15 protein-coding genes and 1 tRNA gene are annotated in these 17036 nt (G+C 41.0%); 10 read left to right on the top strand and 6 right to left on the bottom strand.

Annotation, left to right across the window (positions count from 1 at the left end; all coding sequences use genetic code 11):
- Nucleotides 1-787 precede the first annotated feature (787 nt).
- The 6 genes from P2W72_RS07885 to P2W72_RS07860 all read left to right on the top strand — a co-directional run bounded on the left by P2W72_RS07885 (nucleotide 788) and on the right by P2W72_RS07860 (nucleotide 4308).
- Nucleotides 788-982: a hypothetical protein gene (locus P2W72_RS07885; RefSeq protein ID WP_276360563.1), complete on the top strand. Its 195-nt coding sequence runs from the start codon at nucleotides 788-790 to the stop codon at nucleotides 980-982.
- A gap of 81 nt (nucleotides 983-1063) precedes the next feature.
- Nucleotides 1064-1138 (top strand) — tRNA-Val (locus P2W72_RS07880).
- A 236-nt stretch (nucleotides 1139-1374) separates the two neighbouring features.
- Nucleotides 1375-1584: a hypothetical protein gene (locus P2W72_RS07875; RefSeq protein WP_276360561.1), complete on the top strand. Its 210-nt coding sequence runs from the start codon at nucleotides 1375-1377 to the stop codon at nucleotides 1582-1584.
- A gap of 465 nt (nucleotides 1585-2049) precedes the next feature.
- Nucleotides 2050-2466, top strand: coding sequence for an arsenate reductase ArsC (locus tag P2W72_RS07870; RefSeq protein WP_276360558.1), 417 nt, complete (start codon nucleotides 2050-2052; stop codon nucleotides 2464-2466).
- Nucleotides 2467-2494: 28 nt separating this feature from the next.
- Nucleotides 2495-3574, top strand: coding sequence for an ACR3 family arsenite efflux transporter (arsB, locus tag P2W72_RS07865; protein WP_276360556.1), 1080 nt, complete (start codon nucleotides 2495-2497; stop codon nucleotides 3572-3574).
- Nucleotides 3571-4308 (top strand): metallophosphoesterase family protein, encoded by a 738-nt coding sequence (locus P2W72_RS07860; RefSeq protein WP_276360553.1) that lies wholly within the window; start codon nucleotides 3571-3573, stop codon nucleotides 4306-4308. Before arsB ends, P2W72_RS07860 begins: the two co-directional genes overlap by 4 nt.
- 254 nt (nucleotides 4309-4562) lie before the next feature.
- Here the strand turns inward: P2W72_RS07860 and purL are convergent, their stop codons facing one another.
- Nucleotides 4563-8225, bottom strand: a complete 3663-nt coding sequence (gene purL / locus P2W72_RS07855) for a phosphoribosylformylglycinamidine synthase (RefSeq protein WP_276360551.1) — start codon at nucleotides 8223-8225, stop codon at nucleotides 4563-4565.
- 477 nt (nucleotides 8226-8702) lie between these two features.
- On the opposite strand from purL, the gene P2W72_RS07850 reads away from it, so the two are divergent.
- Both P2W72_RS07850 and P2W72_RS07845 read left to right on the top strand, forming a co-directional pair.
- Entirely contained in the window at nucleotides 8703-9587 is an 885-nt protein-coding gene (locus tag P2W72_RS07850; protein ID WP_276360548.1) for an OmpA family protein, read from the top strand.
- A 26-nt stretch (nucleotides 9588-9613) separates the two neighbouring features.
- Entirely contained in the window at nucleotides 9614-10120 is a 507-nt protein-coding gene (locus tag P2W72_RS07845) for a hypothetical protein (RefSeq protein WP_276360546.1), read from the top strand.
- Here P2W72_RS07845 and P2W72_RS07840 read toward each other — a convergent pair.
- Nucleotides 10083-10286, bottom strand: a complete 204-nt coding sequence (locus P2W72_RS07840; RefSeq protein ID WP_276360543.1) for a hypothetical protein — start codon at nucleotides 10284-10286, stop codon at nucleotides 10083-10085. The genes P2W72_RS07845 and P2W72_RS07840 overlap by 38 nt on opposite strands.
- A 299-nt stretch (nucleotides 10287-10585) precedes the next feature.
- Here P2W72_RS07840 and P2W72_RS07835 point away from each other — a divergent pair, with 299 nt between their 5' ends.
- Nucleotides 10586-11551 (top strand): 2-oxoglutarate and iron-dependent oxygenase domain-containing protein, encoded by a 966-nt coding sequence (locus P2W72_RS07835; protein ID WP_276360540.1) that lies wholly within the window; start codon nucleotides 10586-10588, stop codon nucleotides 11549-11551.
- A 191-nt stretch (nucleotides 11552-11742) separates the two neighbouring features.
- Here P2W72_RS07835 and P2W72_RS07830 read toward each other — a convergent pair whose 3' ends face one another.
- Together P2W72_RS07830 and tilS are read right to left on the bottom strand one after the other, a co-directional pair.
- Complete coding sequence (locus P2W72_RS07830; protein WP_276360537.1) at nucleotides 11743-12228, bottom strand: hypothetical protein; 486 nt, start codon at nucleotides 12226-12228, stop codon at nucleotides 11743-11745.
- 1 nt (nucleotide 12229) lies between these two features.
- Entirely contained in the window at nucleotides 12230-13567 is a 1338-nt protein-coding gene (gene tilS / locus P2W72_RS07825) for a tRNA lysidine(34) synthetase TilS (RefSeq protein WP_276360535.1), read from the bottom strand.
- A 53-nt stretch (nucleotides 13568-13620) separates the two neighbouring features.
- Between tilS and P2W72_RS07820 the strand changes: the two genes are divergently transcribed.
- Nucleotides 13621-15621, top strand: coding sequence for an OstA-like protein (locus P2W72_RS07820; RefSeq protein WP_276360532.1), 2001 nt, complete (start codon nucleotides 13621-13623; stop codon nucleotides 15619-15621).
- Here P2W72_RS07820 and rdgB read toward each other — a convergent pair.
- Both rdgB and P2W72_RS07810 read right to left on the bottom strand, forming a co-directional pair.
- On the bottom strand, nucleotides 15618-16193 hold the full coding sequence (gene rdgB, locus P2W72_RS07815) for an RdgB/HAM1 family non-canonical purine NTP pyrophosphatase (RefSeq protein WP_276360529.1): 576 nt from the start codon (nucleotides 16191-16193) through the stop codon (nucleotides 15618-15620). The two genes, P2W72_RS07820 and rdgB, sit on opposite strands and share 4 nt — an antisense overlap.
- Nucleotide 16194: 1 nt before the next feature.
- On the bottom strand, nucleotides 16195-16791 hold the full coding sequence (locus P2W72_RS07810) for a hypothetical protein (protein ID WP_276360526.1): 597 nt from the start codon (nucleotides 16789-16791) through the stop codon (nucleotides 16195-16197).
- Nucleotides 16792-17036: the final 245 nt, after the last annotated feature.

Here is a 17036-nt window from a genome sequence, read left to right as displayed (position 1 = left end):
AACCGGCTCTACGATACAGAAACAGACATTAACAACTGATTGTGTATTTTTCCCGGACAACAGTGATTTTTAATTTTTAATTCCATTGCCTTTCCCATCATTCTTCGGGACCTGCAGCGCATTTATTCGGGAATCCTCCGAATCAAGTGGCAGACAAGTGGCAGACAGCTTCGGCACATGTTCTGTCCTTCTTCAACAATGGACCGATCCGGCTCCCACTGTTTTTGCAGAAATCCTGCACCTTTCTTCGGGAAGTGTTCGGGAGTTCTTCGGGAAAACACCCCATTTCTTCGGGAAGTGTTCGGGAGTTGTTCGGGAAATACCCCCCTTTCTTCGGGAAATGTTCGGCAGAGAGCGAACAAAGTCTGAAGCCCTGCTGAAGAATCAGGGGTAACATCAGGGCGGAGTATGGAATGATTCTGCCTTTTGTCTGCCGCTTGTCTTCCTTTTGTCTGCCATCAGGCCCGAATAATTCCCCTAAACTTCCGGTTCAGAGAGCTTCCTGTTACCGGCTTATCCGGCAAGTAGCGGCAAATTCCGGCAAAAATTTCAGTGATTTTCGGTTTCTCCTCAGGTTTGCACTGTACCGGTACTTCATTAATTTTTTAACCCTTAAAATTTAACATCATGGGAATTATCAGAAACGGAGGCAATGGAGCCTTCTCCGGCAAGGCCGGAAGGAGATTGAACTTTCCGGAAAGCTGAGAGGGGGTAATTGACCGGACTGAAAGTTTGGTGCTTCCGGCAGAAAGGCAAAAGAATCGGATTTATGAGGGAAAAGAGCGAAATGAAAAGCTTTCAAGTACAGGGGTGTTGGAAAAGAAATACCCGAAGACGCTGGGGGCTAATTATCGGATTGGCCGGGATTATGGTGTTGCTTGAAGAGGTGGATAATGGGAGGTTTGGTTGGGTAAAGATGCCGGGAGAGGCTTCTTTCTTTACTCATTGTCATGATAATATATTGAAGAGGATGTTCAAATAACTGGTTTTAAGGTGCTTAATATCTATTTTAAAAATTATTTTGCAATAAACTATTCTAGTTCTATATTTGCAGTCCCAAAGCGGGAGATTAGCTCAGCTGGTTCAGAGCACCTGCCTTACAAGCAGGGGGTCACTGGTTCGAACCCAGTATCTCCCACAGAATAAAAGCCCTTCAGATTATTTCTGAGGGGTTTTTTGTTTATGGAAGTCTCATCTCCAGCATCACTAATCTCTCAAAAGATAGTGCTTAGGTAGTACATAATTATCCGCTTTGATTATCATAACAATTCTAATCAGGTTAAAAAGGTATGGACAATTCGAAACTTGATTTAGCAATAGGATCCACAAAGACAATATTATTGAATGAATTAGTATATTAGTATTAATTCAAGCATGATGAGATTTTTTCAATTTTCAAATATCTCAGGCCCTGAGATCTTTTTGCTGCTGATGGTTCTGTTAATGACCCACATTATTGCTTATTATGGTCGTAAGACTCCCCTGGGATATTTTGGATCAGTGCTGGTTTCTGTATTTGCTTCCCCTTTGGTTGGTTTCGCACTGGTTTATTACCTGATCAACAGGAAGAAGGAGCTTTATTAGAAGTTTCTGATCTTCTCTGCTTTTTACTTTGTTATCACTTAAATTTGTTGGTTTTGTTGCTAATTAAAAAGTTTACCACCTCCAACCCCCGCCGGAGGGAGACATGCACATCAGACAAGACACACGCTGTGTACTTCCTTTTTAATTAATACCACAGTTTTTTATGGATCATGCCTGTCCGCCTCATGTTGAGGGAGAGCGTATTCAGCATTGAGGGCTGGCAGGGGGAGGTTCGTAAATCCAAAACAGCAACCCAAATATAAAACTGTACAATAGTTCTGCCTTTGCTGTTGTTGTCCAACAAATAGTTTACTGCTTTGTTAACACACGCCTGTTGCTGACAATACCCACAGGGACAAGAAGATTTAAAATTTACCTCATCTTTAAATAGCTTAACCTTAAAATTTTTGATGTTTTCATAATTATATCGTAATATTGCGATATAATAATTGAATGAATTCTGAAATGAAAAATATACTCGTACTCTGTACCGGAAACAGCTGCCGCAGTCAGATCGCTGAGGGTTATCTGAGGCATTTTGCCGGCGATAGGGCAAAAATTTACAGTGCAGGCATAGAAACTCATGGGGTGAATCCACGTGCAATCAAAATCATGGCAGAGGATGGTATTGATATTTCAAAGCATACTTCCAACAATGTGAATGAATATCTGGATATCCCTTTTGATTACGTCATTACGGTTTGTGATAATGCCAATGAGGCTTGCCCGTATTTTCCGGGTAATGTGGAACGCTTTCATTTTAATTTCCCTGATCCGGCAAAGGCTCAGGGAACTGAAGAGGAAATCATGAATGAGTTCAGAAGGGTTAGGGAAATGATTAAAGCCTATTCGGCAGATTTTATCTATAAGCATATCGCTTAAGTCTATTTGTTTGATCAATTCAAATCAGATGTCAGCAAATCATTGCGCACCGGCTCATGAGAGAAAGAAGCTTAGCTTTCTTGATCACTATTTAACATTATGGATTTTTCTGGCTATGGCTGCCGGAGTGGCTTTGGGTTATTTTGTGCCCTCAACCGCCGGATTCATCAATTCGTATTCGAGCGGAACGACTAATATTCCACTGGCTATCGGATTGATCCTGATGATGTACCCGCCCCTGGCAAAAGTGAAATATGAGAATATGGCAGAGGTTTTTCGGAATACAAAAGTGCTCAGCGCCTCATTGATTCTGAACTGGATCATCGGTCCGGTACTGATGTTTATTCTGGCCATTACTTTTCTGGCGGATAAGCCGGAATACATGGTTGGTTTGATTCTGATCGGACTGGCGCGCTGTATTGCCATGGTGATCGTGTGGAACGAACTTGCTGAAGGAAACAGGGAGTATGCCGCCGGACTTGTAGCTCTGAACAGTATTTTTCAGCTGCTTTTGTACAGCGTTTATGCCTATGTTTTTATCACTTTACTACTTCCTTTATTTGGCTTTGAAGGCTCTGAAGTGAATATTACCATCGGAGAAATCGCTAAATCTGTAGGGATCTACCTCGGCTTGCCATTTGCTGCCGGCATCATTAGTCGCTATAGTCTGATCAGCCTGAAGGGAGAGGAATGGTACACAACTAAATTTATTCCTTTCATCTCTCCAATCACGCTGGTCGCATTGTTATTTACCATTGTGGTCATGTTCAGTTTGAAGGGAGAGCTGATCGTGCAGATCCCTTTTGATGTCGTGAGAATTGCGATTCCTCTGCTCATCTATTTTGCGATCATGTTTCTGCTTAGTTTCTTTTTTGGTAAAGCTTTGGGTGCCGATTATTCTAAAAATGCCTCCATTGCTTTTACAGCAGCGGGGAATAATTTTGAGCTGGCTATTGCGGTTGCGATTGGGGTGTTCGGTATTAACTCCGGACAGGCCTTTGTTGGGGTAATCGGTCCGCTGGTAGAAGTACCTGCCCTGATTGCGCTGGTTAATGTGGCTTTCCGGCTTCGCCGTAAATATTATCCTAATTCTGATATTGCATCATGAAAATTGCTCTTTTTTCTGATATACATGCCAACCTGCCGGCATTCGAGGCTTTTTTAGCGGATCTGGACAGCCGGAAACCGGATGCGGTTTACTGTCTGGGCGATCTGGTAGGTTATAATGTATGGCCGAATGAAATTATTGAGGGAGTCCGTAAAAGAGGAATTGCTACGATTGCCGGGAACCACGATCTCTATGTGAAAAATCTGCTACCTGTGGCTCCTGAGCTATTGGACTCTACGGGCAAGGATTACGCTTATCATATCATCAAACCTGAGAACAGAACTTATCTGCTGACTTTACCTGCTCATATTTTACTGGATTATAGCTTAAATAATGAAGATCTTAGGATTCTTCTGGTTCATGGCAGTCCGAGGGATGTGAATGAATATGTTCTGGAAGATACAGAGGAAAGTTATGTTCTGGACTTAATGAATGAATCGGGAGCAGATATACTTTGTGTGGGACATTCCCACAAACCGTTTCACCGGATTATTCAGGCAGGTAATAAGCTGAAGCATGTCATTAATCTGGGCTCTGCAGGTAAACCGAAAGATGATATCATGGCAGGCTGTTATGTGATGCTCACATTGAACGAAAACAGTGCTGTGAATCATCCCGATAGCTTACAGATTGACTTTATCCGTTTTGATTATGATGTTGAAAAGGCCGCAAATGCCATAGAGGAAAGTCCTTTGCCGGATGAATTTGCAGAGCGTTTGAGAATGGCTTATTAGGTTTTGAGAAAGGGGTGTTGGGGGTTACTCCCATCATCTTGAAGGAGGCACGACTGAGAAATCTCATTACTAAAGCCAAGCCCGGCATTAACAGATTTCTCCTCGTTACAGATAATTTTTTAACTGAAGAATTTCATTCGCTCGTTCGACCTGCCTGCGGTAGGCAGGAATGACGTACAGCCAGGCAGGAATGACGATAAAAATACCTGAAAATCAAGCAATCCCCATTTTGCAGGCTGCCTAAATCCTATGATCTACTTCTTCTCAATCCATTTCCTCGCATTTACGAATGCTTCCAGCCATGGTGAAACTTCGTCTTTTTGTCCGCGATCGGGATAATTCGCCCAGTTCCACGGGAAAGTGGAACGTTCGATATGCGGCATCATCACCAGATGCCGGCCTGTAGCATCACACATCATTGCTGTATTGAAGTCTGAGCCATTCGGGTTTGCCGGATAGTTCTCATATCCGTATTTGGCTACAATATTGTACTGATCTTCTGAATATGGCAGATTGAATTTGCCTTCTCCATGAGAGATCCATACCCCTAAAGTTGCACCTTCCAGATTGGAAAGCATTACTGAATTGTTCTTCTGAATAGTTACGGATGTAAATGCGCTTTCGTGCTTATGCGAGCTATTATGATGCAGTTTACCATGAATCTCATGATCCGGGTTGATTAGTTCAAGCTCCATAAATAACTGGCAGCCATTACAGATTCCTACAGAGAGGGTGTCTTCACGTTTGAAGAAATTCTTTAATGCCGTTTTGGCTTTTTCATTGTAGAGGAATGCTCCTGCCCAGCCTTTGGCTGATCCCAGAACGTCTGAATTGGAGAACCCCCCAACTGCACCGATAAACTGAATGTCTTCCAGTGTTTCCCTGCCTGATATCAGGTCGGTCATGTGTACATCTTTTACATCAAAACCTGCCAGGAACATGGCATTTGCCATTTCGCGTTCTGAGTTACTTCCTTTTTCGCGAATGATTGCTGCCTTTGGTCTGGCACTTCCCTTTGCTATGACAGGTAATTTTCCATCAAAATGTGCCGGGAAGCTGAATTGCAGTGGCTGGTTTTTATAATTGTTATAGCGTTCCTGTGCCATTCCGTTTCTGGATTGTCTGGAATCCAGAAGAAATGAGGTTTTATACCAGGTATCTCTGGTTTCAGAAATATTGAAAGTGAAGCTATCCTGATTATTTCTAATGCTTACTTCATTTCCTTCTGCAACAGTACCTATTTTGAATAGCTCAATATTGTTTTGTGCAAAGACAGCCTCAACAGCTGCATCAGCCTGGAATACCACCGCAATATTTTCGTTGAACAATGCTTTTATGGTATCCTGTTCTCTCAAAGAGCTCAGATCATAATTTGCGCCCAGGTTTACCTCTGCGTACGACATCTCGAGCAGGGTCGTGATCAAGCCGCCACTGCCAACATCATGACCGGCATTGATCTTCCGGTCTTTGATCAGATCCTGCAATATATTGAATGCTTTTTTCAGAAAGGCTGCATCGCATACAGTTGGAACTTCCGAACCTACTTTATTCAGGATCTGAGCAAAGGATGAACCACCCAGCTTAAAGGAATCCTGCGAAAGGTTGATGTAATAGATATTACCGCCATTACGTTTCAGAACCGGTTCAACTACTTTGGTAATGTTTGAACAATTTCCGGCTGCTGAAATGATCACTGTTCCCGGAGCAATTACCTCATCGTTCGGGTATTTCTGCTTCATGGATAATGAGTCTTTTCCGGTAGGGATATTAATTCCAAGCTCAATGGCAAAATCAGAACAGGCTTTTACAGCTTCGTATAAACGGGCATCTTCTCCTTCGTTTTTGCATGCCCACATCCAGTTTGCGGAAAGGGAAACAGAATGTAAACCGTCTTTCAGCGGAGCCCAGACTATATTTGACAGAGCTTCGGCCATCGCATTGCGCGAACCGGCTGCCGGATCTACGAGTGCTGAAACCGGCGAGTGTCCTATTGAAGTGGCAATACCTTCTTTGCCCTTAAAATCAAGAGCCATAACACCTACGTTATTCAATGGCAATTGTAATGGTCCGGCACATTGCTGCTTTGCTACTCTGCCGCCTACACAGCGGTCGACCTTATTGGTTAACCAGTCTTTACAGGCCACGGCTTCCAGCTGCAATACCTGATTCAGGTAAGATGGAATATCTGAACTGCTGTAGTTTAAATCTGCATAGTTTCTCGATACAGACTGATCAGCCATAATGGTTTTCGGAGAGCTTCCGAAAAAGTCGGCCAAAGCATAATCCATTGGAGTTGCTCCGCTTGTTTTTGACCTGAAGGTAAAGCGGTGATCATTGGTTACATCTCCAACCTGATACATCGGAGAACGCTCACGATCTGCAATTCTTTGCAGGGTATCAATATCTTTTTCACCAATCACAAGACCCATACGTTCCTGCGATTCGTTGCCAATAATTTCTTTTGCGGATAAGGTGGGGTCGCCGACAGGTAATTTATCCAGATCGATCAGGCCGCCTGTAGCTTCCACTAATTCTGATAAGCAGTTTAAATGACCGCCTGCACCGTGATCATGGATTGATACGATCGGATTGTTATCGCTTTCAACCAGTCCGCGAATGGCATTGGCAGCACGTTTTTGCATTTCAGGATTGGAACGCTGAATGGCATTGAGTTCTATGCCTGAGCCGAAAGCCCCGGTATCGGCCGATGAAACCGCAGCTCCGCCCATTCCGATGCGGTAATTTTCTCCTCCAAGGATCACGATTTTATCACCTGTTTTTGGAGTATGCTTTATTGCCTGATCCAGTTTACCGTAGCCAACACCGCCTGCCTGCATGATCACTTTATCATAAGCAACTTTACGGTTATTCTCCTCGTGCTCAAATGTTAGTATTGAGCCGGCAATTAATGGCTGACCGAATTTGTTTCCAAAATCAGATGCTCCATTAGAGGCTTTGATCAGGATATCCATTGGTGTCTGGTAAAGCCATGGTCTTTCTTCCATACCTTTTTCCCATGTCCGGTTGTTGCCCAGTCTGGAGTAGGAGGTCATGTAAACCGCTGTTCCTGCCAGTGGTAAAGATCCCTGCCCGCCTGCCAGACGGTCGCGTATTTCACCACCCGAACCGGTTGCGGCTCCGTTAAATGGTTCAACAGTGGTTGGGAAATTATGTGTTTCTGCTTTTAATGATAAAACAGAGTCGAATTCTTTTTCTTCATAGAAATCAGGCTTATCTGCACTCTTTGGAGCGAATTGAGTCACCCGCGGGCCTTTTAAAAAAGCCACATTGTCTTTGTATGCAGAAACGATATCGTTCGGATTTGTTTCTGATGTTTTTCTGATGAGTTTGAAGAGAGAAACAGGCTTTTCTTCGCCATCAATAATAAATGTACCGTTGAAAATTTTATGACGGCAATGTTCAGAATTAGCCTGTGAAAACGCAAATATCTCAGAGTCGGTGAGTTTCCTGCCAAGTTTATCAGATAGTTTATTTAAATAATCAACTTCTTCAGTGCTAAGCGCAAGCCCTTCTGATTTATTATAAGCTGCGATATCATCGATATCCAGAATTGGTTCAGGTTTGATATTGATAGTATAAATTTCCTGATTCAGTTCAGCATATTTCTGAGAAAGCATGGGATCAAACTCATTGAAGTCTGATGCTACTTTTTCAAATTCTTCGATACGGATAATGCCCGAAATTCCCATGTTCTGGGTAATTTCAACGGCATTGGTACTCCAGGGTGTAACCATTGCTGCCCTTGGGCCGGTAAAAAAACCAGATAGTACAGATTCTTCTAATTTATGTGCGTCCCCAAATAACCAGTTTAACTTATTGATATCTTCTTTTGATATCTCATTTTGTGTTTGAACTGCAAAAACGGTGTTTTTGGGGTTGACAAAAAAATGGATCATTTAATGTTGTGTTTGAGTGCCTGAATTTGAAAGTGCAAAGTTAATTTATTTAAATTAATTAGCTCGTGAGATTGAGGATGATTCCTATTTAATCAACAGAGTCCGGATGATTATTGAAGTATCCTGAAATCTTTTCAATCGAATGTTAATTTACATTCAAACAGAAAGCCCCTATGTATAGAAATTACAATCCCAAAATATTAGAACTGATGAAGATGTGGGTACACAGTAGTCCTCTATCGGGAGGCCGCGGGTTTATTCACCGGTCTTGATTGTGTTTTAAAGGGCGTCAGGAGTGATAGAATTTCAATCTAAATCAATTATTATGTTTATAACCTGACACAATCAATAGAATATCTGTTCTTTTTAATTGTTGAGGAAGAATATTTGTAACTTTATGTAACTCAAATAATGTTTATATTTATTTATCGTTAATACTTGATATTCTTCATTTACGCTCTTAATTAGTATTCAATTATGAAAAATAAGTCCTTATTACCGGTATTATTAATTGCAGCTGTCCTGGCTCAATCCTGTATAAGTAAAAAGAAATATACAACGCTTCAGACCAGTCATAGTCAGCTTCAGACCAATTATAATCTTCTGCAGGATACTAACCGGGATCTGGATCAGAAATTGCAGAAAACTCAGAATAATTTGAGCGAATCGCAGGTTCGTGTGAGGAGTGTGGAGGAGCAGCTTGCTTCAGAACGTTCCAATCTGGAATCACTTCAAAAGGCTCTGGATAAATGCTTAACCTCCAGCAGTCAGGGCAATGTGAATATTTCCAAGCTGGTTGATGAGATTAACAGTTCAAATAAATATATAAAGCAATTAGTTAATGCAAAAAATAAGAGTGATTCTTTGAATCTGGTACTCACCAATAACCTGACCCGCTCTCTGACCCGTGAAGAGATGAGCGATGTAAATGTTCAGGTATTGAAAGGCGTGGTGTATATATCTCTTGCCGACAATATGCTTTACAGATCAGGTAGTTATCTGATTTCAGACAGAGCCGATAAGGTATTGGGTAAAATCGCAAAGATCATCAAGGATTATGATAACTACGAGGTGCTGATCGAGGGTAATACCGATAATGTGCCAATTTCAATGCCGAATATCAGAAACAACTGGGATCTGAGTGCTTTGAGGGCTTCTTCAGTTGTTCAGTCGCTTCAGAACAATTATGGTGTTGATCCTAAACGTCTTACTGCCGGAGGACGTGGTGAGTACAATACCATTGCTGATAATAATACTGAAGCCGGAAAAGCCAGAAACAGACGTACTCAGATTATTATTACCCCTAAGTTGGATCAGTTTATGGAACTGATAGGGAAAGCTCCGGCAAGTTCGGGGGAGTAATTTATTTTTAAATCTGAATAAATTACATGCGTTCTTCCTTGTTAGTTTTTTTTCTTGTTCTTAGCTCATTGAGCTCTTTTTCTCAGTCGCCCTCGCTGGTTATTGACAGGCTTGAAAAACGGACAAATGAACATATCAGACAAACTTCTCAGTATCTTTTCAAAGATGGGGACGGTAAAACCCGTCTGAGCTTTTCTGTAAGGGCAGTAGATGAAAACTATTATTTATTGCTCAATCTGCCTGTTGCCGCAAGCATAAAGCGTGGTACAGAAGTTACTATTACCATGGAAAACGCTAAAAAATTATTATTGAAATCAACTACTGAAGTAATATCAATGGGTGATTGGGATGTCAGTAAAAAAATGATGGTTTTTGAGCTGGATCCTGCAACAGAAATAAAGGAACTTTTAAAGCAGGGGGTCAGCTCAGTTACGATTCCGACAAGTAATAAAGGAACGGTTCAGGTTAGTTTGCTTGCAGCCGACAGAGGACAGATCAGAGCAGGTCTGACTCTTGTGCAAAAGAAGTCTTAGTTTCTGTATTGTTTTGACAGGCTTTCAGTGCTTTCTCATTTTGGGGTATACTGTTTTCAAGCTTGTCGATTAATAGTGATATTTCACTTTTCATAAAGAATCCAACCATTCTCTTCAGCTTTTTTAGCATCAGTATTGCTGCTTCGATTTTTTCTTTATCATTCATATCTGCAAAATTATACTAATATTTTTAGTAATTTTAAAAATATTTTAATTTTTTATTGCTCATTGGGCTTATATTTGATCAATGAAAATTCTGATACCCCTTGCACTTCTTTTTATTGTAATTATGATGTTGGCGCGCTACCGGAAATTTCATAAATGAATTTTCATTTATCTGATTCCGGGTTAAAGCATTGATAATAATATTCTGGTTATCAAATTGTTATGTAATTTTAGCCCTTGTATTGTTCTAACTTATTAAGTATTGCTTGTATATTCGCTGCATAAACTAACCAGTAAATTATGTCATCAGAAGTAAATATTCCGCGCCTTGATCTGAACGATTACATCAAAGGTAGTCCGGAACAGAGAAAGCGTTTTTCCGATAATATCGGTAAAGCATTTAATGATACGGGCTTCGTTACGATTGCTAATCATGGGATGACTCAGGAGCTCATTGATGAACTTTATTCTGAAGTGAAAAAATTCTTTAGTATGCCTGAAGGGCAAAAACTGAAGTATGAAAAGCCTGAGCTTGCCGGTCAGAGAGGTTATACCAGTAAAGGCAGGGAAAAAGCTAAAGATTCAAAAACACCTGATCTGAAAGAATTCTGGCAAAGCGGACAGGTTGTTACAGACCATGATCCTGTAAAATCGGAATATCCGGATAATATCATGGTTGATGAACTGCCGGGCTTCAATAAAGTTACCCGTGAAGTGTATGAACGTCTGGAGTATGCCGGTAAGCATTTGTTAAGGGCTATTGCTGTTTATCTGAATCTTCCTGAGAATTATTTTGATGAAAAGGTTCATAACGGGAATTCAATTCTGAGGGCAATTCACTACTTCCCGATTGAAGACCCTGATAGTTTACCCCAGGATGCAGTGCGTGCGGGGGCTCATGAGGATATCAATTTGATTACGCTTTTGATTGGGGCAAGTGCCGACGGACTGGAGGTTTTAACCCGGGACGGAAGCTGGTATCCTGTAAAGGCTCATGTAGAAGATATTGTGGTAAATGTTGGGGATATGCTTCAGCGTTTAACAAATAATAAATTGAAGTCTACTACTCATCGTGTGGTTAACCCGCCGCGTCAGCTGATGAAGACTTCCAGATTTTCTGTTCCTTTCTTTTTGCATCCAAAAGGAAATATGGATTTAACCTGTTTGGATTCATGTATTGATATCAATTATCCGAAAGCTTATACGGATATGACAGCCGGTGAATACCTGGATGAGCGCCTGAGGGAGATCGGCTTAAAGAAATAAGTATTGTAAATTGGCTGAAAAGGGAATTTGTTTAATAGCAGGTTCCTTTTTTTGTTGGTGGGGGTATTCAATTACCCCGTCATTCCTGCCGGCAGGCAGGCAGGTCGACGAGCAAATGGAATTCTTACAGTTAGAAAAGTATTTTAAGCAAGAAGAAATCTGTGGATGACAGCCTAAGCCTAAGAAGTAAATTACTTCTTCATCTCCTTCAGGATACTTCTTTCCAATTCCTTCTGGTGCAAAGTGCCGATGATATACACCAGACCATCACGGTCGGTAAGTTTAACTGCATCTTTACCACCTGCATAAAAGCGAACAGTGCCCTTCTGATGCAGGTTGTAAACCGGATTATTGATAATATACGAACTGTAGGGGGTACGTTCTACTTTTACAATGCTGTTAAGGTCTATCTTAACCATTTTAGTAGTCCACAAACCATCAAGAACAATACTTTTGTTATTCACTGTGGTTTTGTAATGAAGCAAAAACATCATTATAACCGAAGCTACCAGAATGCCAAAGCCTACTACCAGAAACAGTTCGGCATTTTCTTCACGCTTCTCAGTAATGAAATATGCAGCAAAGCAAAACAGGGCAAGAACCAGACGAATACTGATCCGGCCATGATCACGACCCAGATACTGCCTTTCTAAAAAAGTTACCTGATCTTCCTGCATATTACTTGAATTGTTCTAAGATAAAAACTTTTTTGGTGCCTGAACTAATTTTATAGCGTTCACTGATTCTCAGTCCGGAAACCCAAAGGATATCACCGTTGTTGTTTTCCAGTATTCCGATATCTTTTTTATGATTAAGGCTGATCTTTTGCTCAATAAAAAAATCACTGAGTTTCTTTGTGCCTTTCAGACCTAAGGGCTGAAAATGATCGCCATTTTTCCAGCTTCTTAATTTTAGCGGAAATTGCAGCAGATCAAGGTCAAGCTGTGCCAGGTTTTTGTCTTTTTTTAGCTGAAATTCAGTTGCAGTGCAAATAATTGATTTGAATGTTTTCCCCTGCCATAACCAATACCCGTTTTGCTGATCGATCAGTGTTTCTTCAGTTTCTGTTTCCTCAATCGTGCTTAAGATCAATTTATTGCGATCCAGTAATAACTGATGGCTCACGGATTGGAAAATTTTACCGGCCTCGCCATACCAGGATTTTTGCAGATCTGTAAGTACAGGCTCAGAAAAACCATAAGGTTTGAAGAGTTCATACATTAATGTATCCAGAGGCCTGAGCTTTTGTAAATCAGGCAGACTGATCTCAATCTCTTCTGAATTTATTTTTTTAAATAACTGATCTCTTAATTCTGCGACTCTTTGCTCCAGAAGTACTTCCAGATCGGCAAAGCGTTTGCGGTTTTCTTCAAAAGTGTGTTCCAGTGCCGGGTTTAATTGTTTTAAAACCGGAATTACTTCAATCCTGATTTTGTTTCTGGCATATTTTGAAGAAAGATTAGAACTGTCTTCACGAAAAGTATACTTCTCTTTGTTGAAAATATCGTTGATTTCTTCCCGGCTAAGAAAGAGGAGCGGCCTGATGAGCTTTCCTTTTTTGGGTAATATGCCATGTAATCCCGAAATACCCGTTCCGCGGGTAAGATTCAGAAGCATGGTTTCTGTGGCATCATTTTGATGATGTGCAACTCCGATGTACCGGTATCCTGATTCAGATCTGATTTTTTCCAGCCATTGATAACGAAGATCTCTGGCAGCCATCTGAATAGAGATACGATGCTCTCCGGCAAATTCAGCAGTATCAAAGCGGACTGAATGAAAGGGGACATCCAGCTTTTGTGCAAGTTCAGTGCAAAATGCCTCGTCCTGTTCAGATTCATTGCCTCTTAGCCCGAAATTGCAATGTGCAATCCCGAATGTATAGCCTGCAGACTTAAACAAATGAGCCATCAGCACTGAGTCGCGCCCTCCGCTGACAGCAAGGAGCACAGGCTCATTATCCCTGAAAAGGGCATGTTCTTTGATGTAGTTTTGGAAACGCTGGATAACTGTCATACTGTCAAAATTATTTAATTAAAAATCCTTAGCCAAAAAACTATTTTTGCATTGTGAGAAGAATCATACTATCTGTTCTGTTTATAGTTCTGGCTATAGGAGCATTTGCTCAGGGCCGGCAAATCGAGATCAGATCATCTGAACTAATTAAAGGCTTTCAGTCTTCGGGTTTTGCACGTATTATTCGTCCTGTTTTTGCACATGAAGGGTCTACCCTGGCAGCCGATAGTGCAGATTTTAATCAGTCTGCCAATACTTTTCAGGCTTTTGGTCATGTGGTAATTACTCAGCCTTCAGGTACAACAATTTATTCAGATCTTCTTAACTACGACGGGAATACCAAACTGGCTGTTCTGACCAACAATGTACGGATGCTGGATGGGGATGCAACGCTTAGTACAGAATATTTAACCTATGATATGACCACCAGGATTGGTACATACACCGGTGGTGGCAAGATAGTGAACGGAAAAAATGTGCTGACCAGCAAGAATGGGTATTATTTTGCGAATAGCAGAGACTCTTATTTCAGGCATAATGTGGTGCTGAATACTCCTGATGCTGTGATCAAAAATGATACCCTCCGGTATAATTCAAATTCAAAGATTGCCTATTTCTATGGTCCTACTAATATTTATGGTAAGGACGATACACTCTATACCGAAAACGGCACTTACGATACTAATCTGGAACAGGCCCGTTTCGGAAAAAAAAATCTTTATACTCAGGGGAGTAAATCAATGACCGGCGACAGCCTTTTTTATGATCGTAAGGCAGGAATTGGAAGGGCAATCGGGCATATAACTTTTATTGATACAGTAGAAAAGGCCCTGCTTAAGGGGGGATTGGGATTCTATAAAAAGGCGGATGAGAGTATTCTGGTTACAAAGAGCCCCTATGTAGTGATCATTTCCGAATCAGATTCTGCAAAGGTTGATTCCATCTGGATGACTGCGGATACTTTATATAGTAAGGTTGTCTTTAACAGGGATATTGAGCCGTATCGTAAACAGGAAATGCTGCCTGATGATCAGCTTGTGGCAGAGAAAGCTGATACTGCTGCAATTAGTCAGGATGCTATAGCACCGGGTTCAAAAGCTGTCCCGGATAATGAGCCGCTTAAACCTGAGGTAAAAAAAGCACCCTTGAAGGATGAGCCTCCCGCAAAATTGATTGCCCGGACTGATAAGCCTGAACAGCAAGCCAAAATTCCTCCTTCAAATCTGAAACAAAATGACGGCAAGGCCGGACCAGATACATTGAAAAGCAAAGTGAATCTTAAAGTTGACTCTGCAAGTACTGATACTGCAAAGTCCAGAATCATTATTGCTTATCATAAGGCGAAAATATTTAAATCTGATCTGCAGGCAAGAGCAGATTCCATGTTTTTTAGCTATTCAGATTCAACTGTAAGGTGCTTCACGAATCCTATGATATGGGCTCAGGGCTCTCAATTGTCGGGCGATACAGTTTTTCTGCAGATGAAAAATAAAAAGCTGGATAATATGATCCTGCAGCAGAATAGTTTTATTGCGAATACGGAAGATGCGGATTCAACTAATTTTAATCAGATCAAGGGTAAATTGATTACGGGCTATTTTCTGAACAATAAGCTGAGCAGGATGTTTGTAGATGGAAATGCAGAGAGTGTTTATTATCTGAAAGAAGATACTGCATACAGCGGACTGAATCATCTGATCAGCAGCAGACTTAAGATCTTGCTGAAGGATAATAAACTACAGGGAATTACAGCGATACGTTCTGTTGAGGCCACAATTACCCCTATGGAGGAACTTAAGGAAGAGGACAGGGTGCTGAAGGGATTTATCTGGAAGCCGCGTGATCGTCCGAAGTCAAAGGAGGAAATTATTCCTGCGCTGGTGGAAGATAAATCTGACAAGCCTGCAGCAGATAAAAGTAAAAGCACAAAAGCCACAGGCGGAAAAAGTACAAAACCTGCTCAAAATGGGTCAAAGATGCCTGAAAAAGGCCCGGCAGCCACAGTTGCGCCTAAACCCTCAAATAAAACGACAACTAAAGCCGGTAAAAATTAGTAGCGGCTTTTCAGGAAGGAGATTAGCTTTTCAGTTGCTTTAGCCCGGTGACTGATGCGGTTTTTTTCATCCGCACTCATTTCTGCGAAGCTGATATCGTATCCATCAGGTTTGAAAATGGGGTCATAACCAAAACCTCCTGTACCTGTTCTGCTTTTTGTTATTCTGCCTTCAACACTGCCCTCAAAAAGAAACTCCTCACCTTCAATAATTAAAGAAATTACTGTTTTAAACCGTGCTGCACGATTTTCTGAATCGCCCAATTTGTCCAGTACCAATTGCATGTTCTGTTCAAAGTTGCGACTGCCTGAATAATGTGCAGAATCAACGCCAGGCTCACCTCCAAGGGCATCTATTTCCAGACCAGAATCATCGGCAAAGCAGTTGAGTCCGAATTTTTCATAAACGAAACGGCTCTTCTGTCCTGCATTTTCTGCAAATGTCCGTCCGGTTTCAGGAATCTCTTCAGTACAGCCAATATCCCTGAGGCTTTTGAGTTTGATCGTGCTGCCGATCATTGCCTGTATTTCTTCTACTTTATGCTGATTGTTGCTTGCAAAGACCAGTTCCATATTAAAATTCTTTCATAACAGCCCAAAACTCTTTCTTTTTTGTCACATCATTGATCATTTCATCAATACCGAATGTTGCCAGAATCTTCACATTCATGTAATTTTCAACTTTGTTTGAGCTCATGGAAGGCAAAGCGATTCGCTTCGGGTCAATGCCAAATAAAGCGATTCTGCTGCAGCTGAAATAATCTTTTAGTTCGCTGAAATTTACACTCTGATGCTTGTCAAGGTTGAGAATTGCCAGATCCCTGATTTCGAGCCCTTTGGCAGACATGATCTTAAGCAGGGTTTCTTTATGTAATCCGCTGATTTCAGTACTTTTGCTGTCGTCAATCAGAATAAGAAAATATTTATTGTTATCTCCGAGATAGGAGAAATTAATAGTTTTTTTTATTTCTTCGGCAGGAGCCTTAATTTCCTCTGCTACTGCTTCGATCTTTGGTATTTGTATCGTCTCAGGAATTTTTACCGGTTCCGGAATTGATAATTCTTCTGTTTTATCAGCAGGCTTTAGTACTTCTTTTTCCGGAAGGATATATAAGTCTTCGGTCATGAAGAATTTCAGGGCATTATTATCTTTTACCAGCAGGTTTGACATCGAAAATTTTTTAAGTCGTGCTTCTTCTGCAAACTTAAGAAAGCATCTGTTAAATTTAGTTAAATGATCGGGGCTTCTTTGTCAAAAGCTTAACTTAGGCCTTAGAATTATTGAGACATCGTTCTGATCTGAAAATGAAGGTAATTGCTTATAATTGTCTGTTTCAGCTTCAAAATGGAAGCTCTTCATTTTAATGATTGAATTGTGAATTATAACTGATAATTTTGCAATATTCAGATAATGAA

Source organism: Daejeonella sp. H1SJ63 (assembly GCF_029360775.1).
Classification (GTDB): domain Bacteria; phylum Bacteroidota; class Bacteroidia; order Sphingobacteriales; family Sphingobacteriaceae; genus Daejeonella.
This window is presented reverse-complemented; position numbering and strand designations above follow the sequence as displayed.